The following is a 26,974-nucleotide window of genomic DNA, read 5'->3' as shown; positions in this document are numbered from 1 at the left end:
CATTAATCTACAGGAGCGGGATGAGGCGCCATCCCGCTCCAAAAATGTTCCCAACGGGAGCTATTTCAACGCCTTTACTGCAGCGACAAACTCTTTGACCTCCGGTATTTGGGCTGCATATTTGTCGATGACCGGTTGAGTTGCCGCTATAAAAGGTTTAAGATCGATTTCATTAATGGTAAGCCCTTTGTCTTTCATGACCTGCATATATTTTTCGTTGGCTTTTTTGGAAATGTCCAGCGAGGCTTTAGCTGCCTCCTGGGCGGCTTCTTGCACGGCCTTTTGTTCATCAGGCGACAGCTGCCCCCAGGCTTTTTGGCTCATAAGCAGTACCACGGCATTGTTGAAATGCCCCGAGATAGTTACATACTTGCTGACCTCATAAAACTTACTGGCGTTGGCCCCAATAACGTCGCTTTCAAAGCCATCAATTGTTCCCGTTTGCATAGCAGTATATACATCGTTGTAGGGCATGGGCGTCGGGTTGGTGCCCAGAGCCTTAAAGATATCTATATGAACTGGTGTTTCCATACAGCGTAACTTGAGGCCTTTCATATCATCTAGACCTTTAATGGGTTTGTTGGTAAAGAAGTGTCTAAAGGGTTGGTAGACAAACGACAGTGCTTTAACACTAGCCTCCTCTTCGAGCCTCTGCAGCAGTTTTTGCCCTGCCGGTCCTGATTCGGCTTTGTACATGAGGTCATAGTCGTTGTTGAAAATATAGGGCATGTCAGCACCGACTAAAACTTTGGTAAAGCCAGCTATTACCGGGGCAGAGATAACGCCCGCGTCCAGATTCCCCATCTGGATTGCTTCAAACATGTCCCGGTCACCGCCAAGCTGCCCTCCGGGATACAGGTCGAACTGGATTTTGCCGTTTGTCTTTTCCTTAACTACTTTAGCGAAGGTTTCCGCCGCTACAGTATAAGGATGGTCGTCCTGCCTGGCAACCACCCAGCCTAAACGCATCTTTTTGATGCCATCGCTGGTAGAACTTGAACCCTGCGGTTGGCTGGCTTTATTACCGGTATCCCATTTACTGCCGCAACCACTCAGCATTAGGCCTAGCACCAGCACCAGGACCAGGCCTATTCCAATGAGCACTTTTCTTTTCTTCATTATCAATTTGCCTCCTTAGTTTTCTTTTTTCCTTACATTACTTTTCATCTTTTTTACCACCTTTGTGACTTCATTGCCCACTTTTCTTTCAATGCTTCCCTATCATCACATCCCCCCTCACCAAACAGCTAGTTATATTTCCGGCAAACAATACAGTTTGCCGCCGGTTAACCCACTCATATAAGCTAACTTATTAACGACATGGCAATGTCACATATATTGCTCACAGTCATGCCGTATTTATCCCAGAGCTGGTCGGGGTTGGCAATTTCGCCAAAGACATCAGGTATCCCCAGTCTTTTCAACGGGGCCTTTACCTTTTCCTCGGCTATGACCTCGGCTACTGCGCTTCCCAGGCCGCCAATGATACTGTGGTCCTCCAATGTGATAATACCTTTGGTCTCCACGGCGGCTTTTATTAAGACCTCTCTATCCAGCGGCTTGATGGTGTGCATATCTATTACCCGGGCCTCTACATTTAATTCCTTCAACTTTCTGGCTGCCTGCAGTGCCCGGCCCAGCATAATACCAGTAGCTACAAGGGTCACATCCCGGCCCTCGCACACGGTTATGGCTTTGCCGATCTCATATTCCAACTCCTTGTAAATTACCGGAGCATCACCCCTGCCCAGCCTGATATATACCGGCCCCTCATATTTGACCGCCGCTTTAATGGCCATGTTTGTTTCCAGGGCATCGGCTGGGGCGATAACGACCATGTTAGGTAAGGAACGCATAATAGCCAAATCTTCCTCGCAGAAATGGGTGGCCCCGGCAGTACCGATACTCAAACCGGAATGGGTAACTATAATTTTAACATTAAGCCTGGGATAAGCTATGGAAGTCCTAACCTGTTCCCCGGAGCGCATGGAAGCAAAAACAGCAAAGGTGCTGACTATGGGTACCTTGCCACTCAATGCTAACCCCGCCGCGGTGCCCATCATGTCTTGCTCCGCTACGCCCATATTGAAAAATCGATCCGGGAAAGCCGCGGCAAATTTATTTGTTTTGGTCGATTCCGATAGGTCGGCGTCAAGGACGAAAATCCTTTCATTTTCTTTGCCAAGTTCAACCAGGGTATCGCCATAGGCTTCCCGGGTGGAACACATGATATCCTGAGTTTCAAGCAGCACCTTTATTCACACCCCAATTCCATCTTTGCTTTAGTATACAGTTCGCCGGTGGGAGCTTTGCCGTGCCATTCGACCTGGCCTTCCATAAAGGAAACGCCTTTACCTTTGATGGTTTTGGCAATAATTACCGTCGGTTTCCCTTTGACTTGCTGCGCTTCAGTGACAGCATTCAAAATAGCACTGATATTATGGCCGTCGATTTCGATTACGTGCCAGCCAAAACTACGCCATTTATCAGTGAGAGGTTCCAGCCGCATCACGGTTTCCGTGGAGCCATCAATCTGCAGCCCATTGCGATCAATAAAAGCCGTGATATTGTCCAGCTTGTAATGAGCAGCAGTCATAGCCGCCTCCCAGACCTGCCCCTCCTGGATTTCGCCATCCCCCAGCAGAACGTAGATCCGGTAATTATGGCCGTCATATTTGGCCGCAATGGCCATGCCGTTGGCCACGGACAACCCCTGACCGAGGGAACCGGTAGTCATTTCAACACCAGCGACCTTGTGCATATCCGGGTGCCCGGCAAGTTTTCCCCAGGGACGGCGGAAGGTGGCTAAATCTTCAATCGGAAAGAAACCCCTTTCGGCTAGCGCCGCATACAAAAGGGCGCTGGCATGGCCTTTACTCATGATAAAGCGATCGCGTTCCGGCCAGTTTGGGTTTTGAGGATCAATTCGCATTACCTTAAAATACAGTGAAGTCACAATTTCCACTGCTGACAATGAACCGCCAGGATGACCTCCACCGGCATCACCGATCATGCGGATGATATGGCGGCGAATTGTTTTACATTTTTCTTCCAAGTAACTAAGCTCATCCATGATTTACCTATCCACTCCCGTCATAATTTTAGATTTTATTCTTCAGGATACATTACAGTTTTTAGCCCTTGCTTGCTTTCAAAGGCTTTAAAAGCCTCTTCCCAGGCAGACATTGGGTATTCACTGCTTACCAGGGGTTCGAGCTGGATTTTTCCAGCTTCTAGCAGCTTCAATGCTTTTTCCCATGCCGTCCATTTCTGGCTCTGCACACCCGTAACCCTGAGTTCTTTTGTTGCTACCTTTTCAAAATCAATAGTGATGGGTTTGCCAAACAACCCTACCTGAGTATATTTGCCCCCTTTCTTAACTATTTCTAAACAGGTATTTACTGAGGCCTGGCTTCCGGAGCATTCCAGGATAACATCCGCTCCATAACCTTTTGTTAAACTCTTAATTTCACTGTACAGGTCCTCGTTTTCTATGTTAATCGTGTAATCAGCCCCCAACTGTTCTGCCATTTTTAACCTTTCGCTATCTACAGAAGTGCCTGTAACAACTACTCGCGCTCCTTCAGCCTTAACTGCCTGTAAGGTCAGCAGGCCAATAGGTCCCGGTCCGGCTACGACAACAAGGTCGGTGGCGGTAATTCCCGTCAGTTCTATGCCGTGGACCACACAGGCCAGCGGCTCGCATAATGCACCTGCTTTAAAAGTTACATTATCTGGTAATTTATGGGCCATTTTTTCTTCAATGATACAATATTTAGCAAAACAACCATCAACGCCCCATCCCAGGCCTAATCTATTTGAACAGAGGTTGTAGTTTCCTGTACGGCAATATGCACAAGTACCGCATATTTGCGCCGGGGCTTCAGCCGTAACTCTATCGCCAACTTTGAAATCTTTTACTCCTTCCCCCACTTCCACAACTACGCCGCTAAATTCATGCCCCAGTATTACTGGAGGATTATAGCGAAAGCGATCATGATAGATATGGATGTCTGTTCCACATATACCTGCCGCTTTAACTTCAACTTTTAGCTCCCCGCTTTTGGGCTGGGGTTCCTTCACATCCTTGTAAACTACATTTCCTACCCCTCTTTTTTCTTTAACAACAGCCTTCAATGATACAGCCTCCATTCTAAGTTATTTACCGGGAACGTTCCCGAAATAGAATTCTATTTCCTGTAAAATCCACAACTTTTCCTTATTACTAACTCGGGGGTAAAAATAATCTTTTTAAATTTCTCAGCGTTATCAGTACTACTGCCTTCAATACGCTCTTTTAATATTTCCATACACTTGCGTCCCATTTCATATCTAGGTTGATTAATCGTTGTCAGCGCAACCGTAGGGAAAGCCGTAAAATCAATATTATCGAAACCAACAATAGCGATATCTTCTGGTATTTTTTTCCCTTCTTCCAAGCATGCAGCCCATGCTCCCAGAGCTATTAGATCATTAAGGGCAAAGATTGCCGTAAACTTTTCTTCTTTTAAAATCTCTTTTGTTATTTCATAGCCAGTATTATATTTTAATGTGCCTTTTATTGTTTTAACCAGCTTTTCGTTATATTTTATGCCAGCATCTTTCAATGCTTGTTCATATCCTCTTTTCCTTTCAAGTCTGGTAAAAGATACACTCCCTCCCCCCAGGTGAACTATACGTTTATGCCCTAATTTTATTAAATGTTGAGTCGCTAAATAGCCTCCTCGATAATTATCAATGAGAACACAATCCCCGGGGATTTCATTATAATAACGGTTAACAAAAACGTAAGGTATATTACATTTGATAATTTCATTTATGATTGCTTGATTACCGCTAAAAGATGTAAACACAATACCTGCTACCCTGTATGCAAGCAACATGTCTATATACATCTTTTCTTTATCAACATTTGAATCAGTACTGCAATAAATAATTTGGTAACCATATTCGGCAGCTGCATCTTCCAAACCACGAGCTACTTCCGCAAAAAAAGGGTTGCGAATATCTTCTGTAACAAAAGCCAGAGTTTTTGACTGGCCGGTAACAAGACTTCTTGCAATAGCGTCCGGTCTGTAACCTACCCGCTTTACAATTTCTTGTATTCTTTGTCTGGTATTTTCATTCACATCTGGTTGATTGTTTAAAACCCTGGAAACGGTCGAATCTGAAACGTTAGCTAACCTGGCTATTTGTTTAATTGTTAGCCTTTCTTTCTTCTCCAATGCTTTTCATTCCCATCAAGTTTCCTTTTCGGGAACGTTCCCGATAAAAGTATATTCGACACTGGGGTTATAATTCCTTCTTGCATTATTAAATGTTCTTTCGATATCGTCGAATTTTATTCGCTTTTCTTCTAAATACTACCATGTATTTGGATCCGGTCCAAACCTGTAACCCAACAGGCCTGGACCGGATTTTATATTTGTTTAAAGGGCTTTACGTAAAATGGCTAAAATATCGGCTTCAGTAGGCTTGCGGGGGTTCATTTTAACCATCCCGTGTCCAAGAGTATCTTTGGCTATCCCAGGTAAATCCTCTTCTTTAACCCCTAACTCACTTAGATGCTGGGGTAAATTTACATCGCCTACCAGTTCATAAACACTCTTAGCCGCAGCTAGCGCAGCTGCACGCAAGGAAATATTTTCAACTTTTTCACCCAAAGCCAAGGCGATATCCCGGTACTTCTCCATCCGGGCCATAGCATTGTATTCCATTACATGAGGTAAAAGTAAGGCGATGGCTATCCCATGACTGACATGGACATGGCCACTCAAGGCGGCCCCTATAGAATGGGTAATCCCCAGGAAGGCGTTATTAAAAGCCATACCGGCCATCAGACTGCCCAGAGCCATCTGGTTCCTGGCTGCAAGATTATTACCATTGGCTACAGCAGGACGTAAATTAGCGCCGATAATTTGAATGGCTTTTAACGCTAAAGCATCTGCTAGTGGCTGGGAAATATTTGAAACATACGTTTCAATGGCATGGGCCAGGGCATCGATACCGCTGGCGGCAGTAATCTGCGGTGGCGCCGATACCGTTAACAAAGGATCTACCAGTGCCAGGTCAGCTGCCAGGTAGGGACTGGTTATCGTGATTTTCATGTTGTATTCCCAATCTGACAGCACGGCAAAGATAGTCACTTCGCTACCAGTACCAGAGGTAGTAGGGATGGTGATTAAAGGGAGAGAAGCTCTTTGCGGAACTTTATTCACGCCAGCATAATCGCGAATATGTCCACCATTATCAACTATTACCCTTATTCCCTTTGCTGTATCTATGGGGCTTCCTCCACCAAGGGCCACCATCAGGTCGCAACCCACCTGTTTGAAAAAGTCAGCCCCTTTATGGATGGTCTCCAGGCTGGGATCGGGCTCCACTTCATCAAAGACAATAACTTCCAGGCCGTCATCCCGGAGTAGTTGCTCTACCTTTTCTAATATTCCAGCCTGCTTGACGCCCTTATCGGTTACTATCAAAACCTTGCTGGCTTTAAATTCTTTTACTTTTTCAGCTAACTTTTGCGTCACCCCATCACCGAATAATACAGGAGTGTCCATGCGGAAAAGAAAACTGTCGCTTGCCATAAAAAACACCTCTTGAAAAATCAATTTTTATTTACACCAATCCTAGTTCCCGCAGTTTAGCTTCTGTGGGAATACCATTGGCATCCCAGCCTCTAAAGGAATAATACTCATCCAGCATTGTCTCTAAGGGAGGAAGATTTGTAGCTGCGCCCCCACTACCACGAGGTTGTTTGAGGATGCGCTCCGGCAGAGTATCATCTTTACGGCTAATACCACAATGGATATTAAAGAGGCGCTTCTGGTTAAATATGCGTTCACCACATTTCAATAAATCATCTTTATTCCATTCCACACCTGTGGCTAGTGATAGCCATTCAGATATAATAGTTGGAGTAACTCCACCAAATAAGAGAAATTTACATGCTGCTATAGAGTCAAAAACCATCATTAAGTTTTGCGCCTGAGCTACCATCACGCCTTTGCCTTCACTGGCAAAACGGTCTAGGGGCTGGTTTATCCCTAAATCAGGCATAGAAACATTACGCTCAAAAGCATGGCTAAAGGCTTCCAGATGGCATGCTCCCCTGTTGGCCGTGGCATAACCTACTGCTATACTGTTATATGCCCGCGGCTCATGGGACGGAAAACTTAATCCTTTAGCAGTAATCCCCATTTCCTTGACAGCATCACCATAACGTTGGGCAAGAGCAGGGAACCCTTCGGCCAAAATAGCTCCAAAGCCTTGACCTTCACCCATTTCTTTAATTAAGCCGATTAGAGTATCAGGATCACCCCATTTTAATTCCCGTCCACCAGTATCTTGTTTGCTAATAATCCCTTTTTCAAAGGCTTCTATACTAAAGGCAACCAGATTACCTGCATCAATAGTATCTATTCCATATCGATTGCAAAGTTCGTTGGCATAGCAAATTGCTTCGAGATCATCGATCAAACAGGACCCGCCAAATACGCCCAGCGTTTCGTATTCGGGACCACCGCCGTTAACACTGGTATACCGGCCCTGGTTAATAGCTATGCGGCGGCCACAACCGATCGGACAACCGGCACAATGGAAGCGACCGGTTAAAAACCTTTCAGCCAGCTGGACACCGCTTATCTTTTGGGCTCCTTCTTCCCACGAACCCAGGGACCAATTTTTGACAGGAAAATCGCCAAGCTGTTCACAGGGAATTACCAATCCTGCTGTCCCAAAATTAGCCAGACCTTTAGTTCTTTCCTTAATGGCAGGCAGAGCCGCTTTAATTCGCTTGAGTAATTCTTCTTTATGAACTAAAGGCGGATTTTTTTGCCCATAAACGGCTATGGCTTTTACTTTCTTAGAACCGGCTACTGCACCCAGGCCACAACGTGCTGCAGCCCGGCCTTCCCGGCCGTCGGTAAATAAACCGGCGATCCGGGCCAGCCGTTCGCCGGCAGGACCTATTGAACATACTTCTGCTTTGGGGTGGGTCTGCTCGCGTACTGCCTCTTCTATTTCATAGGTATCCAGGCCCCATAAAGATCCGGCCGGGCGGATTTCCACTGTTTCTTCGTTGATCCAGAGGTAAACTGGTTCTGTAGCCTGTCCTGTAAGAATTAGAGCATCATAACCAGCATGTTTTAAGGCTTTACCCCAACTGCCACCTACACTGGCTTCACCCCAGATGCCTGTAAGGGGCGATTTGCCGGCAACGCTATGCCGCCCCGAAGACGGCACCATCGTTCCCGTCAGGGGGCCGGTAAAAAACCCAAGAATGTTTTCTGGACCTAAGGGGTCCGCACTGGCTGGCACCATCTTAGGTACTATTGCTGCTGCCCACCCGCTACCGCCAATCCATTTGCGGGCCATTTCTTCGGTAACATCTTCAGTGCGCCACTGCCGGGTAGTTAAATCCACCCACAGTATCTTACCAGCATAACCACCTAACACTTTTCCTTTCCCCCTTTATTTAACCCCCCGCTGGACGAAGAAGAATTTTAACTGTTTGTCCAGCCTTTAAAATATAATCATTGATAGCCACGTCATTCTCTACCATAGCAAACACTGCCTGGTAGCTATAATCACCAAAAGCTCCTTCTGCTTCTAAGCGCTTCAACAAGTCTCCTATACTTAAACCTTCCTTTACCTCAAGCTGGTGATACTCTGCGCCATCAGGAAACTTCAGTGGCGGGTACAATTGCACGGTAATGTTCAAATTATCACCGCCCGTTACCATTTATTTTTAATGCTTAAAAACTAAACGCGGTAAGAAAGTAACTATGCCCGGAACATAAGTTAATATCATCAGAACCGCCATGGCCGCACCTACCCAAATCCAGATGGGTTTGATTAGTTTTTGTAATGAAGTTTTAGTGACAATAGAAGTTGTAAATAGGGCTACGCCGACAGGTGGTGTCAATAGACCTACAACTAGGTTGAAGCTAACTACTAAGCCAAAATGCAATGGGTCAATGCCTACGGCAGTTATTATGGGTAAAAATACCGGCACCAGAATAATAATAGCCGCTATAGTTTCCATTACCATACCGACGATAAGCAGTAAAATGTTAATTAAAAGCAAAAGTAAATATTTATTAGATGTCAAAGACAACATAAACTGGGCTATAGTCTGAGGGACTTGATCAAGGGCTAAAGTCCAACCCAGGATATTGGCCATGGCCACAATGATCATAATCGATGCACTAACTACCCCTGTCCTCTCCAGTATGTGGGGGATATGCGATAACTTTAGTTTTTTATAAACTACCGTTCCTAAAAATACTGCCACTACTGAAGCAGCGGCTGCCGATTCTGTCGGCGTAGTAATGCCACCCAGAATACCGCCTAAAATGATAACCGGTACCAATAAGGAGGGTGCTGCCTTTAAAAAACTTCTACCTGCTTCAGCCAGGGTTGCCCGCGGCCGAACGTGCCATTTTTCGCGTCTCCCAGTTAGCCAGATTATCACAAAGTATGCAGCGGCCAGGAGCAAACCAGGTATTATACCAGCAAAAAACAATTCGCCAATGGAAAGATTGGCCGCTACACCATAAACAATAAATATCATACTGGGAGGAATAATTGGTCCTAAAATTGAAGTAGCCGCTGTTAAACAGGTACTGAAAACTTCATCATAACCGTCCTTAACCATCTCCGGCTGCATGACATCGCCTAAAAGGGCAGCAGCAGCATTAGCTGATCCCAGTAATGCCCCCAGGAAACAACCTACGACTACAGTAGCATAAGCCAGTCCGCCCCGGATATGGCCAATAATGGAGCGGGTCATATCGGCTAACTTTTCTGTTACGCCGCCAAAGCCCATCAACTCTCCGGCCAGGACAAAGAGGGGAATGGCCATTAGACTAAAATTATCAGCAGCCGCAAACATTCTTTGCGGTAGCATTACCAGGAGGTTGGGATCACCCATTATTAAAGCATGCAATACGCCTGTGAACCCCAAGACAAATGCTATTGGGAGACCTATAATTAAGGTAGCTATAAATGCTAGAGCAACAATCCCCATTATTTATCGACCTCGTTTCCGATTACACTGTTAACTAATTGTAATAGCGACTGAACCAGCATTAATCCCATCCCTAACGGGATCCCCAGATAAACATAATTCATAGGCAACCGTAACGCTGGCGATTTTTGATTAGTGACACTTGGTAAGTTAACCATCTGAATACTGTAATATAATAGAAAGGCTAATAATAAGCTGTTTACAATGGTAACGATTAATGATATGCCTTTTTGCCAGCGACGTGGAAGCTTACTAACAAGCAAATCAACACAGGCTAATTGCCCTGTTTTAAGAGCTACAGCAGCACCGATAAATGTCATCCAAACCAACCCATAGCGTGCCAATTCTTCGGCCCAGATGATGGGGTTTCTTAAGAAATAGCGCCATATTACCTGAAAAGTAACTGTTATTGCCATAACGGCCACTGTAATTTGGACTAGCCATCTTGCTAACTTGTCCAAAATTTGACCGGCTTTATTCAAATATGGCATAACTTTTTCACCTTCTTAGTTTTTTATGGGGGACCGTTAAGAATGAACAGTCCCCCATGCATTTTATATTTATTTTATATTTCGTGCTGCTTTTACGAACTCAGCAATGGCAGGATCCTGAGAACTATATTTTTGTTCTACTCCTTTGGTCGCTTCAATAAAGGGGACTAATTCACTCGCTGAGAGTTCAATCATTTTAACCCCTTTAGCGGTTAGTTCACTTACGGCTTTCTTTTCAATTTCAGCAATATCTTTAACGTTTTCATCTATTACTTCTTTGGCTGCATCTTGAATGATTTTTTGGTCCTCTGGCGTAAGTGAATTAAATTTAGCGGTGTTAATCATCAGGATGGCTGGCCAGGTAAAGTGTTTTGATAAAGTAACATCCTTGGCTACTTCATAGTGTTTCTCCATTAAGATGGCGCTCAAATCCATTTCCAAACCGTCAATGACTTTATTTTGGAGACCACTGTAAATTTCACCATAGGGCATGGGCGTAGGATTGGCCCCAAGTGCTTTAAAAATATCCACATGGAGTGGCGTTTCGGCAGTCCGGAACTTCATTCCCTGTAAATCTGCCGGTGTTTTGACAGGTTTATTAACTGTAAGGATGTGACGAAAACCAGCATTATAAACAGCTAAGGCTTTAACATTATTTTTTTCCAAGCCTTTCAGTAACTTATCAGTGGCCTCGCTCTTGATAACTTTAGTATATTGATCCCAATCAGTAAACAAAAATGGCATCTGCAAAGCCATCACAATGGGATTAGTACTACCCATTGGAGCTACTGATATCTCAGCCATATCCAGTGAACCCTGCTGAACCTGTTCAAACAACTGGCGGTCATCACCAAGCTGCCGGGCTGGATAAATGGTAATCTTGATGCGGCCGTTGCTCTTTTCTTGAACTTTCTTAGCAAATTTTTCTGCAGCTACGTTCATAGGATGGGTTGGCTGGACAACATCAGCTAACCTTAAATTGATTGTTCCTTGCTTCGTTCCTTCACTTTGTTGCTTATTATTACTGCTACCACACCCAGCTATGGCTACTGTAAATAGCCCTACCACAAGACCTATTACTAGCCACTTGCAGAATCTACTCTTTTTAAACATGTATAGGCCTCCTATGCTTAATTTGTGGTGATTAATTCTTGCCACTTAAATACTTTAATCTAAATAATCTTCCAGCCTAATTGCTTCTTCACCGGGAATACGAATTCGTTCAAAACGCCCGGGCTCTGCATCCAAAGGCACCGTGGCATCAATTCCCATTTTATCACTAAGACCATTATCACTGGATGGATCTAATTTGTTTCCCAGGGCTCGCTCTACGATAAAGACATCGCGGCCAGCCTGACAGCGGGTTGCTATAGCCCACTCCACATCTTCAGGATTAAAGATGTCAACGTCTTTATCTACTACAACTACATGCTTAATTTCCTGACTACTGCTGAAGGCAGCAAAGATGGCGTTCTTGGCCTCGCCTTCATTTTGTTTATCAATGGTAATTACAGCATGATAGCGGCAGGTACCACCCGGGGTGAGATGCACCCCCTTAACATTAGGTACAGCATTTTTTATTACCTGTAATAATCCCCCCTCTCTTGGAATGGCTCCCAGTAGTAGGTGCTCCATTGTTGCTGGAACAATCGTCTGGTAAATAGGATTTCGGCGTGAGGTCATGGCAGTTAACTCTATTACCGGCTTTGGTGACGCCGGACCGTAATATTTGGGGTATTCTCCAAAAGGCCCTTCCATCTCCCTCACCCGCGGGAGGAGCATCCCTTCTAATACTATTTCCGCCTGGGCCGGGACCTCCAGGTCGACAGTCTCGCATTTCACCAGCTCCAGGGGTTGGCCATATAGAGCTCCGGCAATGGTAAATTCATCGAACCCGGGTGGCGTCAGGGCCTGGGATGCCAGCAGTAGCAGCGGGTCCAGACCGATAGCTATAGCTACCTCCAGGGGCCTGCCGGCCTCTTCAGCCGCCCGGAAGAAATGGGACAGGTGGCGCGGTAAAATCAAAATCCCCAGGCGATTAGGACCTAAAACCTGCAACCGGTGAATGGATATATTGCGTATTCCGGTCCGGGGGTCCTTGGCTACCAGGACCCCTGCGGTTATATACGGTCCGGCATCCTTCTCATGGTGAACAGGTATGGGAAGAGATCCTAAATCAACATCATAGTTAACATTTTCCTTAACAGGGGCTTTCCCGGATGCTACCAGGACACATTCTACCGGGTTAGCCTGGGCCTGGGCAAAGCGCTCTGCTACCTGATCCCTTGCTACCCCCATGGCCAGGGCCAGAATTTCCCGCGTTCCAGCGATACCTGTTACTACAGGGATTGATGAGTTGCCGGCATTATTAAATTGCAAGGCAAATTGGCCATCGGCTTTCTTTCCCACGGCCGCCAATTCATAATGCAAATCTACTTCTTTATTAACATGTTTTAAGAATCCCCTCTGTTGTAATTCAGCCAGCCACTGGCGTAAAGAGGTTAAAGCCACAATGTATCACCTTCTTGTTTACCTCTTTATCGATATGAATATCATTCTAGTTCACTTAAACCACAATTTTTCTTAGTAATTAATTAGTCAAGGCGATGGAGGTACCTAAGATAAAGGGAAGTATTAATTAAAAAGTCTTAGCCACCCTCCTTCCAGCCACCATTTTAGGCAAAATAACTGCCACAAAGATGACAAGCCCGACAATATCAGTCATGACTTCCGGCACAATCAATAACATGGCAGCACAAATAAGCAATAACCTTTGCCATTTGTTCAGTGGCGTCGAACTGTAACCGATTACCGCCATCGACATGGACCATGTGCCTACCAGGGTGGTAAAGGTAACCCATAGGATTTCTGGTAAATTTCCTATGCCGAGGAGGCCCGGGTTAAAAACGAAGGCAAAGGGTAACAGGAAGATGACAAAACTGAGTTTAAAGGCTTCTAAACCGACTTCCCACAAGTCTAGGTTAGCCAAGCCAGCCGCGGCGTAAGAAGCCAGGGCTACCGGCGGGGTAATCATGGAGAGGTTGGCAAAGTAAAAGATGAAAAAGTGAGTTACTATGGGCGCAACGCCCAGTTTTTCAATGGCCGGAGCCAGTAAGACGGCAGCCATAATGTAGGCAGCGCTGGTGGGCATACCCATGCCCAGGATTATGGCCATTACCATAGTTAAAAACAAGGCGATAAGCAGGTTGCCCTGCGAGAGCTGGGCAACTAAGCTGCTAAACCGCAGACCTAGCCCCGAGGTTGTAATAACGCCTACGATTATGCCTGCTATAGCGCAAGGAATGGCTATTGTTACCGCGGTACGTGCCGTTACCTCTAAAGCGCCAATAATTTTATAAAGGCTGGCGTGAGTATCTTTGCGCAGAAAACAAAGTATTAAGAGGGTAACTGTGCCCCAAAAGGCAGAAAACATAAGAGAACGGCCTAGTATAATCAAGGTGACCAAAACTATTATTGAACCTAAAAGATGTATGCGTGTCGCTATACTTCTTTTCGCTTCAGTTATATCAACAGCAATGGTTTTAATATTGGCTCGTAAGCTCTCGTAGTGGACTACGAAATAAAGGGCAGCGATATAAATAATGGAAGGGATGATGGCCGTTTTCATAATCTCGGCGTAGGAAACCCCGATCATGTCCACCATGATAAAGGCGGCAGCCCCCATGATGGGAGGAATAAGCTGGCCTCCTGTACCGCCGATAGCCAGGACACTGGCTGAGAATTTGGGCTTGAAGCCATTTTTTATCATTAGAGGATAAGTAAAAGTACCTACAGAGACTGTGTTAGCTGCGGCGCTGCCACTAATCATGCCAAATAGCCCGCTGGCTATAATAGTTGCCTTGCCGGTACCGCCCCGGGACTTGCTCGTGCTGACGCTGGCCAGGTCAATAAAGAGCTTGCCTGCCGGTGTAGCTTCTAAAAAGGCGCTGAAAAGCAGGAAGTAAAATACCATATTAACGGAAACTGCTACCGGCGAGCCAAAAACACCTACTGTGGAAAAGAATTGATTTTCAATAAAGTCCTGCAGGCTTATCCCCTGGTGGCCGAATAGTCCGGGAAGATGCTGGCCAAAGAAACCATAAAGGACAAAGACTAAGGCGATCAGGGGCAAGGCCAGGTTGGTTGCCCGGCGGGCGGCTTCAAACAGCAGGATTATAAAGGCCAGGCCCACAATAATATCGAGGGGATATAGGGGGTCGACCATGGGTATGCGGGTAGTAATTCGCTCGTAGTTGGCCATAAGGTAAAAAACGCAGGCAAAGGTTATAACTGCACCAACAACGTCGTACCATTTGTATCCTTTTTGGCCTTTGATTAGGGGTTTTGATACCAAAACTAAAGCTATGGCAAATGCTACATGGATGGGTCTCTGGACCTGGGCATGCAGGCTGCCAAAAATAACGATATAGAGCTGAAACAAAGTCCATGCCAGGGCTATCAAGGACGGCAAGGCTAAAAAGCGTTTATAGTCGGGTTTCTCTATTATAGAAGCCATTAAAAGTTACCCCTTTCAGGCTTGTACATTTTTAATACGGTGGAACAGTTTTCCAACTGTTCCACCGTATTGCATTCTTTATCTATTATTTCAGAAGACCGGCTTCCCTGTAATATTTTTCAGCCCCTGGATGAAGCGGTACACCCAGCCCATCCAATCGCGACGCCTTGGCAGGGTCAAAGACCTCTAGAGCTTTATGCCCCTGACGAATTCGGTCCTCGTTTTCGATAATGGCCTTGGTAATCTTATAAACTATTTCGTCGGGAACATTGCTATGGGTAATTAGGGTGCTGGTAAGGCCCAAAGTAGGTATGTTTTTATCCTGGCCTTTGAAGCTATTGGCCGGGATTTCGGCCCGCACAAAGCCGTAGCTGGAACTCAGTTCTTGTATTTTATCTTCGCCAATGGGGATAAAGACAACTGGCGTTGTAGTTGCTAGTTCAGTAACGGCCGGGTGGCCTTTCGTAATCGTTTGCATGAACATATCCGCCTTGCCGTCGCGGAAAGCATCTACAATGGCGTTAAAATCACTGTGTTCCACGGTGCCGCCCCAGGATTTGATGTCATCGTAACTGACGCCATATGCCTGCAGTACAAGTTTTGTCGCTACTTCACCTAATCCACCGACAGGAACAGTCATGAGGTGGATTTTAGGTTTCTTCTCCTTTAGCTGGGCAAGGTCAGTAATACCTAAATCCTTGCGGGCTACGATGCCGAAATAGTATTCATCCAGGTAACCGGCAATGCCGCGAATATTATCGCGTTTCTTATCGCTATATATTTCTTTGCCATCGTAGGCCCATTTATCGGTAACGTTGAATCCGATAGCCATCTGGACTTTTTCGTCGCCGATCAGTTTAGGATTGCCTACACCGCCGGCCTGGGCAAGGATGTTTACTTGCGAACCTTCAGGTAAAACTCCCCTAATTACTTCGGCAATAGTGGCACCATAAGTGTACCAACTGCTGCCCATATTAAATGTAGCTATGTTGAGTTTTAAGGGTTCATTTGCCTTAGACTGGGCCTGGCCGCTATTGCTGGCAGGGGCCTTTTCTTTTTGCCCGCCACAGGCGGCAGCAAAGGTGGCTATGGCCAATGCCATGATTAACAATAATGCAGCCAGTAAACTACGCTTAATTTTCATCTAGACTAGACCTCCTTTGTTGATAACAACTTTGTCCCTTTGCCCTTCACAGCTTAACGCCCCGCTGGCGCAGCCACTTGGGGAGCAGCTCGTTATCCACCCGTTCGCTGACTGCCGGCGCTTTCTTGAGCAGCAGCTCGGCCAGGGGTTCGCTGACGTTGATACCGCCCATGGCACCGTCAAAGATGAGGACCTTGCGGGTGCCGGTAGTCTTATAGGCAAACTCCATGGCCGCTTCCGTTGTTTCGGCCACTACTGCATGCTTCATATAGGTCAGGTTCTGGGGATCACGGTTGAAGAGGTCCGCCTGCTCCTGGCCCACTACCACCGTGGGGATGTGCTCGCTGAAGAAGGCGCTGGGATATCCCGTCCAGGCGTAGTTGTGGACGCACATCTTGATGGCCGGGTTCAATGGTGGTATATCTTTCAGGAGCGGCTTCCCTGCCTTGCCGTAGAAGGCTTCCGTGTACCAGGTATAGGCCGGCAGGGGCAAATCCAGGTCGTAGAGATCGGTATTGGCCCCGGCAAAGTTGGCGTAAATGACCCCGGCCGAGAAGACATACACCACCGGGCAGGGGAAATCCAGGGCGGCAATGCACTCGTCTATCTCGCCGAAGAGGGTCATCATCTTGCCGTAGTAACGGCAGCCGATTTGCGTCACCCGGTCGTTTAGAGCATAGAGATTGTTATCAGCATCGACGCCGATGATGCCGTTGGGTGCCACCGTGAGGAAGGAAGCAAAGGCGAACTTGCTCTGGACAAAGGGCGAGTCAAAGATGGCCCTGGCCGTAAAGTTGGCCGCCCGCGGCCCCAGGTTCTGGTGGTAGGTAGACCTGGTCTCGATACGGGCGTAGGACATGCCGAAGGGCTTCACAGCCCGGTCTACCTGGCGGTGGAAGTGGACCTCGCGCACATCGCTGTTGTGGGCATGGACAATCCAGTCAGCGTCATAGACCTTGCGGATGCCATACAGCGTGCCTATCTCGGTTTCAATGGGTATTCCCTGGTCGATGGGGGCCACGCCGATGGCCTTGCCGTCAAAGTGCTTATCCAGGCCATAGCGCTTGATATACTCTTCCGTCTCCCGGAAGCGCAGGCCCACACCGGCCCGCAGGCGGATATTCTTACACCCCGTCCGGGCTTCGATAACGTCTTTGAGGGTCTTCAGCATCTCGGCGTAGGGTTCGCCCCCCAGGAGGGTGAAGCCGTGATGGGAGGCCAGGATATTGACCGAGTGCTCCGGCTTGATCCTGCTCATGTCGATATTTTTGAGGGCTTCCTCTGTAGCTTTCCGGACGGCAGCGACTCCCCCTTCACCTGGATAAATCACTTCCGGCAGGTCGGGGAAAAGCTCTTTCAGCAATACGGAGGTCATGCCCGGCAACTCGCTGACGCGAGTTTTAACCAGGGAGGGGTCAATGCCATACTGGGACTTCCTTGGTGGTATGGGTGTAATGGGAGGACGCATCAGGAATCCCTCCTTCCCTGTACAGGTGCTGCCACTACCCGGTCCAAAAGTTTAATGTCCTCGTCAAAGTAAAAGCCGCGGGTAGCATACTTGTGCTTAACTTCCTCGGGTATCTCCCACACCGTTACCGTACGGCCGTACCACTGCCAGCCGTCTTTAGGTGGTTCCGGTTTAATGCCGGCTGCTTCCAGAAGGCGCAAGATGGGCTGGATGCATTCCACCTTGCAACCAGTACGGGCCCCCGTGAGGAAAGAAATCTCTTCCGGGGACCTCGCCCCCTGCAAAATGGCGGCGGCAACTTCTTCCGCCCGCGTGGCGGTGCAGTAGCAGATGATCTGCTCCGGGTTCAGCCTGGCTCGACGGCATAGATCTTCCACCTGCTCATAGTCAACGGCGCTTACGTCGACTTTAACCACAACCGGCTGCTCCCGCTTCACCATGGTAATGGCGTAGTCCGGGCAGCGCTGCTCGCAGGCGGCACAGCCGCGGCAGCGTTCTGCGTCGACAACGGCTTTCCGGTTCACCACCTTGATCGCCAGCACCGGGCAGACCTTCTCGCAGGTTTTACAGCCCCGGCACTTTCCGGCATCGACTGCCGCCAATAAATTGACTACCTTCAAAGCTTAAGCCCCTCCCCTCTTCTGTGCAAGCTGGTAAGCCACGTCGACAATCATATCTTCCTGGCCGCCGACCATCCGCCTCCTTCCCAGCTCTACCAGGATGTCCCGGGGGTCGAGGTTGAATTTCTCGGCCGCCCGGTAGGTGTGCAAGAGGAAACTAGAGTAGACACCGGCATAGCCCAGCATCAAGGGTGCGTTGCGCACCACTTGGGGCCGGTGCATGATGGGTTCGACGATATCCTCGGCCACATCCATAATCTTGTAGAAATCGACACCCGTCTGGTAGCCCAGCTTCTCCAGCACGCCTACCAGGGCCTCGGTCTGGGCGTTGCCGGCACCGGCCCCCAGGCCACGACAGGCACCGTCCAGGAAAGTCGCACCGGCCTCTACCGCCGCCAGGGCATTGGCCGTAGCCATGGTCAGGTTGTTGTGGGCATGGAACCCGACAGGTACTTTTACTGCTTCGACCACGGCACCCACCCGGGCTTTGACATCTTCCGGTAGCATGGCCCCGGCAGAATCGGCCACATAGATAAAATCAACCCCGTAAGATTCAAAGAGTTTGGCCTGCTCGACCACCTTTTCTGGCGGTGCCATGTGGCACATCATCAAGAAACCGAAAGCCTGCATCCCCAGCTTTTTGGCCATGCCTATATGCTGCTCGCCAATGTCAGCTTCGGTAACATGGGTGGCGACCCTTACGGCTTTCGCGCCATAATGAGCCGCCATTTCTAAGTCTTCCTGGGTACCGATGCCCGGCAGGAGCAGGACTGTCAGGTTGCTTTTTTTAATAGCCCCGGCCGCCGCCTTGAGCATTCCTTCGTCGCTTAACAACGCCCAACCGTAGTTATAGGAAGAACCGGCCAGGCCATCGCCATGGGAAACTTCTATATATTCCACTCCGGCTGCGTCCAAGCCGCCGGCAATGGCGGCAATTTGCTCCGCCGTGAACTGGTGGCTTACGGCATGGCTGCCGTCGCGTAAAGTTGTATCTACCAGGTGGATAAACTTGGAGTTTTTCATGCTGCCACTTCCCCTGCTAAAATCTTTTGGGCCAGTTTTTCCGCTACGGCCACGGCTGCGGAGGTAATAATATCAAGATTGCCGGAGTACTTTGGCAGGAAATCGCCGGCCCCTTCCACCTGGATAATAGTCGTTACTTTGTTCCCGTCCAGCAGGGGCGGTACCCGGAGCTGGTAACCCGGTACGTAACTCTGGATTTCCTTCACCATGGCCTCTACCGAGGCCCGGATGGCCTGCTCGTCCGGTCGCTCTACCTCTACGTAAACAGTATTGGTCATCATAATGGGCGGCTCGGCCGGGTTCAGGATAATAATAGCCTTGCCTTTTTGGGCCCCGCCCACAACGGTAAGGGCTTTAGCCGTCGTCTGGGTGAATTCATCGATATTCTGGCGCGTGCCTGGCCCGGCGCTTTTCGAAGCAATGCAGGCTACAATCTCGGCATACCTGGCACCCGCCGCGCGGTTGATGGCATAGACTATGGGCACCGTGGCCTGGCCGCCGCAGGTGACCATATTGAGATTGGGCTCAGCCTTGACCTGGTCCAGGTTGACACAGGGCACGACATAGGGGCCGACGGCGGCCGGCGTCAGGTCAATGGCGATTTTACCGGCCTCTTTTAAAAGAGGGGCGTGCTGCAGGTGGGGTTTGGCCCCGGTGGCGTCGAAGACTATTTTTATGTCTTTATCCTCCAGGACAGCCTGGACGCCTGCGGTGGAGGTCTTGATGCCTAGCCCGCGCGCTCGTTTGATGCCTTCGGATTCGATAATGCCGGTCATCAGGGCCATCTCCAGGTGCCGGCTGCGCAGGATCTTGTACATCAAGTCGGAACCGATATTCCCCGGGCCGATGACGGCCACTTTAATTTTATCCACTGTCACATCTCCTTTTAACATTTATTCACGGCCGGGCTTTGCCGGCCAGCAACAGCGCCCATGCTATACAAATTTCAGGCTCAGGCTGCCCAGGCCGTGGAAAGAAACGGTGAAGACATCGCCGGCGCTGGCGTTTTCAGCTGCCGTGACGGCACCGGAAAGGATGATTTCGCCGGCCTCCAGGGCGATGTCAAAGGCAGCTAGTTTATTGGCCAGCCAGGCCACTGCCGCCGCCGGGTGCCCCCAGACAGCAGCACCGGCGCCGCTACTGACCACTTCTCCATTCTTCTCCAGCACCATGCCGATGAGGCGCAGGTCCAAGTCTTTGATGGGAACCATGCGGCTACCCAGGACCAAGCGGGCGCTGGAGGCGTTGTCGGCAATGGTATCCGGGAGCTTGATCTTCCAGTCGCGGATGCGGCTGTCGACAATCTCAAAGGCAGGCATGATGCCTTCCGTGGCCCGGAATACGTCGGCAATGGTTACCCCCGGGCCTTTGAGGGTGTCCTTTAAGATAAAGGCCAGTTCCCCCTCCACCCGCGGTAAAAGGAGTTCCTCCCGCCGGCAGGGCTCTCCCTCCAGGAGTAGCATGTTATCCAGCAGGTGCCCGTAGTCGGGTTCATTGACCCCCAGGAGTTGCTGCATGGCCTTGCTCGTCAGGCCGATCTTTTTACCAATAACCTTGCTGCCCCGCGCTTTCTTTATCTCAATGCCGGCCAGCTGGATGCGGTAGGCATCCTCTACCGTTAAATCCGGATAAGTAGCGGTCAGCGGCTCAATGGGCCGGCAGCTGGCTTCTGCTGCCAGGAGTTCAGTGGCAATGCCCTGGTAATCCATGTTCATGTCCTCCTTCTTTCATTACGTTGCGCCAGCGTTCCCGTAGAGCGCCGGCTATATATTCTGCCAGGGTGCCTGTCTCCAGCCCTTGTTCCAGGCCTGCAAGCAGCCGGTCACAGCCCAGCCTGGCTTCTTCATGGGGACCGGGCAGGGCCACCAGGTAAGCTATACCTACCCTGCCCACAGCAATGCGTACCCCTTCTTTATGGTGACGGTTATAATCAGGTTTAAACTTCAAGATCCAGGGGGTACAGGCCTCCGGGTCCAGGCGTAAGATGGCTTCAATGCTGAAGTCCTTGTCCTCGGCCCCGACGCCCCCGGTGGTGATCAGCAATCCATAGCCTTCTTCCAGGGCCCCTTCCAGGCGGTTGGCCGCTGTTATGGCGTCATCCTCCAGGATACCGCCGAAACTCGCCTGGTAGCCTGCTTTTTCCAGGGCCGCTATAATATAAGGTGAATTGGTATCTTTGATTTTCCCGGCTATAACTTCGGCTCCGGAAGCAAAAACCATGGCTCGCCGGGCAACAGCCTGGCTGATACCCCGGGCCATGCGGGTTGATTCTGCCAGCACCCGGGCCGCTTCTCCCGGATCCAGGGCAATGAGCCCCAGGACCCCTTCGGAATGGACGGCAGCCCCCGGCCTTAAAGTTACCCCCGGCAGCTCCGCCAGGCGCCTTAAGATTTCCTTCTCCTTGCCGGCTACTGCTTCCGCCCGCACCCGGCGTCGCAGGATATCAAAGGCCACCAGGCCCGGCCGGACGTCCACCACCATTACTTCCTGAGCTGGTAGTTCCAGGGCGGCGGCTGCTGCCGCGGCCACCTGGCCCAGGTCGGCGGCGGTTAGTTCAATGTTATCGATCCAGAAGGTCGTTTTCTCCAGCAAGTCCCATTCCACGGGGTAATCCCCCCCTTCTCACAGTATTTGACCAGGCTTAGATTGCCATATGATGCCAACAGGCTGGTGTATAATTTGCTTGAGTTGGAATATACAGGAAAATGTTATGCTTCCGTTTATAGAAAAATCCCTTCCACATCCAGGCTTAAATCTAGCAGCGGCGCATCGATAATGGCCCGGCCGACATCGACGATATCCGCCCCGGCGGCAATTACCTCCTCCAGGCCTGCCGGCGTGACGCCGCCGGCAAAGGCGAGTTTTACTTTTTCCCGCCAGCCGCCTTGCTGTGCTGCTGTCACCACTGTTGCCAGGTCCTCCAAACGGCCGGTGTCTACCATGATAATTCCTGCCCCGGCCCTTACTGCCGCCTCCGCTTCACCAGCGATGGGCCGGCCCTCCCCGCGGACCTGCACAGCGATCACCCGCTCCGGGTCATAGGCTCGCGCCCGGCTCACCGCCGGCTCGACGCCTCCCAGGAGGCGGACGTAATTTTTATCCAGGTAGATAAAGGGGCGATCGGTAATGCGGATACCGGCACCACCGGTGGCGATGGCCTGGCGCAACTCGCCCCTTATTTCCGGAGCTACCTTTTTCCAGGCGCCGCAGACGACTTTTATCCGCCCCCTGGCCTGCCGGACAAAATTAGCCGCCGCCGAGGCCACCCCGGAGGGCTTACCGATGACCCCCAGGAGCATTTCTTCAGCCCGGATAATCTCCTGAGCCCCTCCTCTGCCCCGGAAAACGCAGCTTCCCGTTTCCAGGGCATAACCCTCGGGGGCTATCCAGGTAACCTTAAGTCCCAGCTCACCGGCCAGCTCTTGTAGCCGGGCTGCCCCGGAGAATATCCCCCTTTCCCGGGCGGTGATGGCAAAGGCCAGGGTATGCCCCTCCAGGGGGGCAAAGAGATATTCCCTAAGCTCCACTGGCATCACTTCCTGCAGCAGGCCGGTAACCCAGCCCGGTCGAAATCTCCGCTGCCGTCCGGGTGACCAGTTCTATGGCCAGCTGGAACCTCTCCCCTTCCAGCCGCGCCACCGGGCCAGCTACGCTAATCGCAGCACATACTTTGCCATTATGGTCCCTTATCGGAGCAGCAACGCAACGGAGACTGTCCATAATTTCCTCATTATCTACGGCATACCCTGCCGCCCGGATCTTTTCCAATTCTGCCTCCAGCCGGCGCGGGTCGGTGATGGTATGACGGGTGTAGCGGGGTAGGCCTTTTGTGGCAATGATGCGCTTCACTTCGCTGGGGTGCAGGTAGGCCAGCAGTACTTTGCCCACGCCGGTACAGTGGGCCGGCAGGCGCATCCCTACCTGGGAAACAATCCGCAGGGACTGCTGGCTTTCCCGCTTATCAATATAAAGTACTTCCCCCTTATCGAGGATCACCAGGTGGACTGTCTCTCCCAGTTCGTCTACCAGTTTCTGTATATAGGGGCCGGCTACTTTGCGGACGTCCCAGTTATTGGCCACAATATTGCCGATTTCAAAAAGGTGCACCCCCAGACGGTAGCGGCCGTCAAAGGGCGACTGCTCCAAATATCCAAAATCCCGCATGGTCGCTAACAAACCATGGAGGGTGCTTTTGGGCAGGTCCATTGCGCGAGCTATTTCTGCCAGGGACATATCTCGCTGGTTGGCGGCCAGCAGGTCAAGTATCATTAATGCCTTGGCCACCGAGCGAATCCGCGAGGCATTATTCTGGTCCTTTATTGCCATTATGCCAGCCTCCGTTCTATATAGCCGAACCTAATTCGATGTTTTAAGTATACAATAAATCTCCCTCAAATGCTACCCTCTCCCGGCTGGCTATATCCGGCATTATCAAATGCTGTTCTGTATCTTACGTTAAAACAAATTCGCCATTAATTTTGGTATTCCTGCTGTACCATAGCCCTATTTGTTCGGCATTATCGCAAATTTATTGACCATAGTGAACGACGAAAATTCCGGTACCTCAATAACGGAATTGGCATATACTGGTGGTAATAAGGAATAATAGTAGCAGACCTGGCCTGAGTAGTAATTCTGCCCTGGCTTAAAATTAAAACCGGGAACTGGCACAGCCAATTCGTACAGGCAATCCGATTTCCGACTTCCTGCTTCTGACTTCAATATAAGAAGGAGGTACCCCGGCCGTGGATTTCCTGAGTATCATCTGGATCATCTTCCTGCTCTCGGCCTTTTTACCCATGTTGCACCAGCGGCGGATCGAAGCCGCCCGCCTGCACCTCATCCGGACCTTTGAAAGAAAGAAGAATTCGCGTCTTATTACCCTCATCCACCGCCAGGAAGCTCTGAGTTTCCTGGGCATTCCCCTTACTCGCTACATTAATATCGAAGATTCGGAGCAGCTCCTGCGGGCCATTCGTCTAACCCCCGAGGATATGCCCATTGACCTGGTCCTCCATACTCCCGGCGGCCTGGTCCTGGCAGCCGAGCAGATCGCCCACGCCATTTTGAAACACCCGGCCAGGGTAACCGTCTACATACCCCACTATGCCATGTCCGGCGGCACCCTCATTGCCCTGGCAGCCGATGAAATCATCATGGACGAAAACGCTGTCCTGGGTCCCGTCGACCCCCAGCTGGGCGAGTACCCGGCGGCCTCGATCCTTAAGGTTATCGAAGAAAAGGATAAAAATGAGATTGACGACCGTACCCTTATCCTGGGCGATATCGCCCGCAAGGCCATGCGGCAGGTGCGGGAGAGCCTGGTAGAACTCCTGGCTGAAAAAATGGAGCGCCAGAAGGCCGAAGAACTGGCCACTATTTTAAGTGAAGGCCGCTGGACCCATGACTATCCCATCGGCGTGGAGCAGTTAATAAAAATGGGGCTGCCGGTGAAAACCGGTTTGCCCCGGGAAATATACCAGCTCATGGAATTCTATCCCCAGCCGGCCGGACGCCGGCCTTCGGTCCAGTACGTGCCCCTGCCCTACAGCCGCCGCGACGGGGGGCGGCGTTAAAAATCCCAGCCTGATTAGCCGCGTGCTTAACGGGGTTACTGGCGCCTAAAATGGCGGTACCAGGGGCAGCCGCCTTTTGTGGGCACTGCAGGCGGTCATGGCCTCTATTTTCTCTTTCGCCGCCGGCGGCGCTTCCCCCGTCAGGAGATAATGGTCCAGGACTTCATAGGTGAGGCCCATCTCGCCCTCATCAGTCTGGCCGGCCCATAGCCCTGCTGAAGGGGCTTTAGTAATAATCCTTTCCGGCAGTCTTAAGTAACGGGCCAGCTCCCTTACCTGGGACTTCACCAGGTTGGCCAGGGGCAGCAGGTCCACACCGCCGTCGCCATACTTGGTAAAGTACCCCACTGCCAGCTCACTTCTATTGCCGGTGCCAATGACCAGGTAATTGCGCTCGTTGGCATGGAAATAGAGGGTCATCATCCTGAGGCGCGGCTTTAAGTTGGCCAGGGCCAGGCTCCGCCGGCCGGCTGCGTAGGGTTTTCCCGTCAGGAGCAGTACCAGCTGGTCGTAGACGCCATCCAGTACCACCTCAACCACCGGTAGTTCCAGATGCCGGGCCACCAGCCGGGCATCCCCGGCATCAGCCGGGTCGCTGTGGCAAGGCATGATCAACCCCAGGCAATTATCAGGGAAAGCCCGCCGGCAGAGGGCCGCCACTACGGCGGAGTCAATACCGCCGCTTAAACCCACCACCGCACCCCGGGCACCGGCCCTATGCACCTCCTCCTGCAACCAAGCTACCAGTTCCGTTACCATTTTGGCCGCATCCATATTTTTTACCTCCTGGGCCGCTAAACCGGCTCCAACCACAGGCCGGTAGCAGCAGATTTTAGCCGCCGGCTGAGGGCCTCTCCCCGCTGCTACGCACCTTTGCCACTTGTGGCAGCACCCCCCTGCACTGCCGGGAACACCGGGTGACCACACCTGGCGACCCGCTTGAGCAAAAAGCCCAAGCTTTTTATCACCATTTTCGACGTCGAGACGCCAATTCCTGCCGCAAGTTCATGAGCACCGGAATGACCGGCAAGGGCCGGTATAAAGATAGCCTCCGGTAACTATCCCACCCGGAGGCATTTTTCGTCCTTTAATCCTGGTAAATTTTCATGTTCTGCCATAATTTTATCTTGACTACTAAATTTCCCAACTGTTACTTACACCCGGTACTGGGGTATCCCGCCACCCACCTGGGGCGCCATTCCCATCTGGGCTCCCATCATGCCGCCCTGCTGGAGCTGCATTTGTTCCTGCTGCAAGAGCTGTTGCAGCTGGCTGATCTCCTGCTGGCTGGCCATGTTGAGCTGGTACCACCCTTTTGAATGCATAACATCCCACACAGCCTTCAAGCAGTTCTGCTCATCCTGGTAAACGGTCATAAAATCCCGCCGCAGCTGGTCGCTGGCACATTCCGTAATTGCCGTATTATAGCAGCTGGTTAAAAGCTTCTCGCTGGCCAGGCAATCGCTGCACATGGTCTTGTCGTCAAAACGTTGTATAGGCATCACCTTTTCCCCCCTACATCATATGCTGCCCGCCCAAGTGACGGATCAGGGTATTATAGTGGCGCTGGTGGGCCTGCTGCACAGAACTCAGAACCTGCTTCAACTGGGGGTCGCTGCACTGGGCCGCGTAGGCCCCGAATTTCCGGATCATCAATAATTCGTTACTTAAATTTTCCCGGAGCTGCATTAATTCAGCCTGGGTTAAACCTGCCATGGTATGGCCTCCTTCCGTATATTTATGTTACCAGGGATCATTTTTCCCCACCAGCAGGGGCCTATACATAAAAATGGTAACCAATAAAAACCAGGCCGGGGCACGTACCCCGGCTTCTCTAATGAAATATTTTATTTAAGCGGTTTTCATCAAAACCTACAATTACCTGGCCGTCAACGACCAGGGTGGGCACGGCCGCCAGGCCGCCATTACGCCGGCACAATTCCTCCCTGGCCCGGTCATCCACGCTGATATCCTTTTCTTCATAGTTAACACCTTGCTGGGAAAGATACTCTTTCACCGTCTTGCAGGTGGGTCAGGTTGGAGTGGTGTAGACGATGACATTATCTGGCATGAGGCTAACCTCCCGGGAGACTTTTTTCTTAG

At 50.3% G+C, this 26,974-nt stretch carries 26 protein-coding genes and 1 pseudogene; 1 reads left to right on the top strand and 26 read right to left on the bottom strand.

Translation table 11 applies throughout. From position 1 onward, the window contains the following. Positions 1-60 precede the first annotated feature (60 nt). The 22 genes from MOST_RS04160 to MOST_RS04055 all read right to left on the bottom strand — a co-directional run bounded on the left by MOST_RS04160 (position 61) and on the right by MOST_RS04055 (position 23,621). A complete protein-coding gene (locus MOST_RS04160) occupies positions 61-1,119 on the bottom strand; it encodes a TRAP transporter substrate-binding protein (RefSeq protein ID WP_054935762.1) in 1,059 nt (352 codons plus the stop codon). A 185-nt stretch (positions 1,120-1,304) separates the two neighbouring features. Beyond that, positions 1,305-2,231, bottom strand: coding sequence for a transketolase family protein (locus MOST_RS04155; protein ID WP_208974792.1), 927 nt, complete (start codon positions 2,229-2,231; stop codon positions 1,305-1,307). 23 nt (positions 2,232-2,254) lie between these two features. Then, positions 2,255-3,073 carry a transketolase gene (locus tag MOST_RS04150; RefSeq protein WP_054935761.1) on the bottom strand — a complete coding sequence of 273 codons (819 nt, stop codon included), beginning with the start codon at positions 3,071-3,073 and terminating at the stop codon, positions 2,255-2,257. Between the two features lie 35 nt (positions 3,074-3,108). Continuing rightward, a complete protein-coding gene (locus tag MOST_RS04145; RefSeq protein WP_054935760.1) occupies positions 3,109-4,137 on the bottom strand; it encodes a zinc-dependent alcohol dehydrogenase in 1,029 nt (342 codons plus the stop codon). A gap of 53 nt (positions 4,138-4,190) precedes the next feature. Next, positions 4,191-5,225, bottom strand: coding sequence for a LacI family DNA-binding transcriptional regulator (locus MOST_RS04140; RefSeq protein WP_054935759.1), 1,035 nt, complete (start codon positions 5,223-5,225; stop codon positions 4,191-4,193). A gap of 204 nt (positions 5,226-5,429) precedes the next feature. Next, the gene (locus MOST_RS04135; protein WP_054935758.1) at positions 5,430-6,590 is read right to left on the bottom strand and encodes an iron-containing alcohol dehydrogenase; all 1,161 of its coding nucleotides are present in this window, start codon (positions 6,588-6,590) and stop codon (positions 5,430-5,432) included. Positions 6,591-6,621: 31 nt separating this feature from the next. Continuing rightward, the gene (locus MOST_RS04130; protein ID WP_054935757.1) at positions 6,622-8,460 is read right to left on the bottom strand and encodes an aldehyde ferredoxin oxidoreductase family protein; all 1,839 of its coding nucleotides are present in this window, start codon (positions 8,458-8,460) and stop codon (positions 6,622-6,624) included. 19 nt (positions 8,461-8,479) lie between these two features. Next, positions 8,480-8,725, bottom strand: a complete 246-nt coding sequence (locus tag MOST_RS04125; protein WP_054935756.1) for a ubiquitin family protein — start codon at positions 8,723-8,725, stop codon at positions 8,480-8,482. Between the two features lie 27 nt (positions 8,726-8,752). Next, complete coding sequence (locus tag MOST_RS04120; RefSeq protein WP_054935755.1) at positions 8,753-10,033, bottom strand: TRAP transporter large permease; 1,281 nt, start codon at positions 10,031-10,033, stop codon at positions 8,753-8,755. After that, on the bottom strand, positions 10,033-10,524 hold the full coding sequence (locus MOST_RS04115) for a TRAP transporter small permease (protein WP_054935754.1): 492 nt from the start codon (positions 10,522-10,524) through the stop codon (positions 10,033-10,035). The genes MOST_RS04120 and MOST_RS04115 overlap by 1 nt, the downstream gene beginning before the upstream one ends. 69 nt (positions 10,525-10,593) lie before the next feature. Beyond that, positions 10,594-11,637: a TRAP transporter substrate-binding protein gene (locus tag MOST_RS04110; RefSeq protein WP_054935753.1), complete on the bottom strand. Its 1,044-nt coding sequence runs from the start codon at positions 11,635-11,637 to the stop codon at positions 10,594-10,596. A 54-nt stretch (positions 11,638-11,691) separates the two neighbouring features. Beyond that, positions 11,692-13,035 carry a UbiD family decarboxylase gene (locus MOST_RS04105; RefSeq protein WP_054935752.1) on the bottom strand — a complete coding sequence of 448 codons (1,344 nt, stop codon included), beginning with the start codon at positions 13,033-13,035 and terminating at the stop codon, positions 11,692-11,694. 127 nt (positions 13,036-13,162) lie between these two features. Then, entirely contained in the window at positions 13,163-15,040 is a 1,878-nt protein-coding gene (locus tag MOST_RS04100; protein WP_054935751.1) for a TRAP transporter permease, read from the bottom strand. 85 nt (positions 15,041-15,125) lie between these two features. Continuing rightward, positions 15,126-16,184: a TAXI family TRAP transporter solute-binding subunit gene (locus MOST_RS04095; protein ID WP_054935750.1), complete on the bottom strand. Its 1,059-nt coding sequence runs from the start codon at positions 16,182-16,184 to the stop codon at positions 15,126-15,128. A 46-nt stretch (positions 16,185-16,230) separates the two neighbouring features. Beyond that, positions 16,231-17,652, bottom strand: a complete 1,422-nt coding sequence (locus MOST_RS04090) for a hypothetical protein (RefSeq protein ID WP_054935749.1) — start codon at positions 17,650-17,652, stop codon at positions 16,231-16,233. After that, positions 17,652-18,272 (bottom strand): (2Fe-2S)-binding protein, encoded by a 621-nt coding sequence (locus MOST_RS04085; protein WP_054935748.1) that lies wholly within the window; start codon positions 18,270-18,272, stop codon positions 17,652-17,654. Before MOST_RS04085 ends, MOST_RS04090 begins: the two co-directional genes overlap by 1 nt. A gap of 3 nt (positions 18,273-18,275) precedes the next feature. Then, entirely contained in the window at positions 18,276-19,295 is a 1,020-nt protein-coding gene (gene dmpG / locus MOST_RS04080; protein WP_054935747.1) for a 4-hydroxy-2-oxovalerate aldolase, read from the bottom strand. Then, the gene (locus tag MOST_RS04075; protein WP_054935746.1) at positions 19,292-20,167 is read right to left on the bottom strand and encodes an acetaldehyde dehydrogenase (acetylating); all 876 of its coding nucleotides are present in this window, start codon (positions 20,165-20,167) and stop codon (positions 19,292-19,294) included. Before MOST_RS04075 ends, dmpG begins: the two co-directional genes overlap by 4 nt. Before the next feature lie 63 nt (positions 20,168-20,230). After that, positions 20,231-21,004 carry a 2-keto-4-pentenoate hydratase gene (locus MOST_RS04070; protein ID WP_054935745.1) on the bottom strand — a complete coding sequence of 258 codons (774 nt, stop codon included), beginning with the start codon at positions 21,002-21,004 and terminating at the stop codon, positions 20,231-20,233. Then, complete coding sequence (locus MOST_RS04065; protein WP_054935744.1) at positions 20,979-21,899, bottom strand: molybdopterin-binding protein; 921 nt, start codon at positions 21,897-21,899, stop codon at positions 20,979-20,981. The genes MOST_RS04070 and MOST_RS04065 overlap by 26 nt, the downstream gene beginning before the upstream one ends. Before the next feature lie 116 nt (positions 21,900-22,015). Beyond that, complete coding sequence (locus MOST_RS04060) at positions 22,016-22,828, bottom strand: nicotinate-nucleotide diphosphorylase (RefSeq protein ID WP_106007035.1); 813 nt, start codon at positions 22,826-22,828, stop codon at positions 22,016-22,018. Further along, positions 22,812-23,621 carry an IclR family transcriptional regulator gene (locus MOST_RS04055; protein ID WP_054935742.1) on the bottom strand — a complete coding sequence of 270 codons (810 nt, stop codon included), beginning with the start codon at positions 23,619-23,621 and terminating at the stop codon, positions 22,812-22,814. Before MOST_RS04055 ends, MOST_RS04060 begins: the two co-directional genes overlap by 17 nt. A 419-nt stretch (positions 23,622-24,040) precedes the next feature. On the opposite strand from MOST_RS04055, the gene MOST_RS04050 reads away from it, so the two are divergent. Then, positions 24,041-24,871 (top strand): SDH family Clp fold serine proteinase, encoded by an 831-nt coding sequence (locus MOST_RS04050; protein WP_054935741.1) that lies wholly within the window; start codon positions 24,041-24,043, stop codon positions 24,869-24,871. A gap of 45 nt (positions 24,872-24,916) precedes the next feature. Here MOST_RS04050 and nadE read toward each other — a convergent pair whose 3' ends face one another. The 4 genes and pseudogenes from nadE to MOST_RS04030 form a co-directional block, all read right to left on the bottom strand. Then, positions 24,917-25,645 carry an NAD(+) synthase gene (nadE, locus tag MOST_RS04045; protein WP_054935740.1) on the bottom strand — a complete coding sequence of 243 codons (729 nt, stop codon included), beginning with the start codon at positions 25,643-25,645 and terminating at the stop codon, positions 24,917-24,919. A gap of 380 nt (positions 25,646-26,025) precedes the next feature. Continuing rightward, entirely contained in the window at positions 26,026-26,373 is a 348-nt protein-coding gene (locus MOST_RS04040; RefSeq protein ID WP_054935739.1) for a spore coat protein, read from the bottom strand. Positions 26,374-26,386: 13 nt separating this feature from the next. Next, complete coding sequence (locus MOST_RS04035; RefSeq protein WP_054935738.1) at positions 26,387-26,587, bottom strand: hypothetical protein; 201 nt, start codon at positions 26,585-26,587, stop codon at positions 26,387-26,389. Positions 26,588-26,705: 118 nt separating this feature from the next. Further along, positions 26,706-26,891 (bottom strand): annotated as a pseudogene (locus tag MOST_RS04030) (glutaredoxin family protein); the annotation flags it as partial. Positions 26,892-26,974: the final 83 nt, after the last annotated feature.

This window comes from Neomoorella stamsii (assembly GCF_002995805.1).
Classification (GTDB): domain Bacteria; phylum Bacillota; class DSM-521; order Neomoorellales; family Neomoorellaceae; genus Neomoorella; species Neomoorella stamsii.
This window is presented reverse-complemented; position numbering and strand designations above follow the sequence as displayed.

Coding starts and splice junctions, on each gene's coding strand:
- MOST_RS04160 (WP_054935762.1), bottom strand. CDS start 1,119: ATGAAGAAAAGAAAAGTGCTCATTGGAATAGGCCTGGTCCTGGTGCTG.
- MOST_RS04150 (WP_054935761.1), bottom strand. CDS start 3,073: ATGGATGAGCTTAGTTACTTGGAAGAAAAATGTAAAACAATTCGCCGC.
- MOST_RS04135 (WP_054935758.1), bottom strand. CDS start 6,590: ATGGCAAGCGACAGTTTTCTTTTCCGCATGGACACTCCTGTATTATTC.
- MOST_RS04120 (WP_054935755.1), bottom strand. CDS start 10,033: ATGGGGATTGTTGCTCTAGCATTTATAGCTACCTTAATTATAGGTCTC.
- MOST_RS04115 (WP_054935754.1), bottom strand. CDS start 10,524: ATGCCATATTTGAATAAAGCCGGTCAAATTTTGGACAAGTTAGCAAGA.
- MOST_RS04110 (WP_054935753.1), bottom strand. CDS start 11,637: ATGTTTAAAAAGAGTAGATTCTGCAAGTGGCTAGTAATAGGTCTTGTG.
- MOST_RS04100 (WP_054935751.1), bottom strand. CDS start 15,040: ATGGCTTCTATAATAGAGAAACCCGACTATAAACGCTTTTTAGCCTTG.
- MOST_RS04095 (WP_054935750.1), bottom strand. CDS start 16,184: ATGAAAATTAAGCGTAGTTTACTGGCTGCATTATTGTTAATCATGGCA.
- MOST_RS04090 (WP_054935749.1), bottom strand. CDS start 17,652: ATGCGTCCTCCCATTACACCCATACCACCAAGGAAGTCCCAGTATGGC.
- dmpG (WP_054935747.1), bottom strand. CDS start 19,295: ATGAAAAACTCCAAGTTTATCCACCTGGTAGATACAACTTTACGCGAC.
- MOST_RS04070 (WP_054935745.1), bottom strand. CDS start 21,004: ATGGATTACCAGGGCATTGCCACTGAACTCCTGGCAGCAGAAGCCAGC.
- MOST_RS04060 (WP_106007035.1), bottom strand. CDS start 22,828: ATGCCAGTGGAGCTTAGGGAATATCTCTTTGCCCCCCTGGAGGGGCAT.
- MOST_RS04055 (WP_054935742.1), bottom strand. CDS start 23,621: ATGGCAATAAAGGACCAGAATAATGCCTCGCGGATTCGCTCGGTGGCC.
- nadE (WP_054935740.1), bottom strand. CDS start 25,645: ATGGATGCGGCCAAAATGGTAACGGAACTGGTAGCTTGGTTGCAGGAG.
- MOST_RS04040 (WP_054935739.1), bottom strand. CDS start 26,373: ATGCCTATACAACGTTTTGACGACAAGACCATGTGCAGCGATTGCCTG.
- MOST_RS04035 (WP_054935738.1), bottom strand. CDS start 26,587: ATGGCAGGTTTAACCCAGGCTGAATTAATGCAGCTCCGGGAAAATTTA.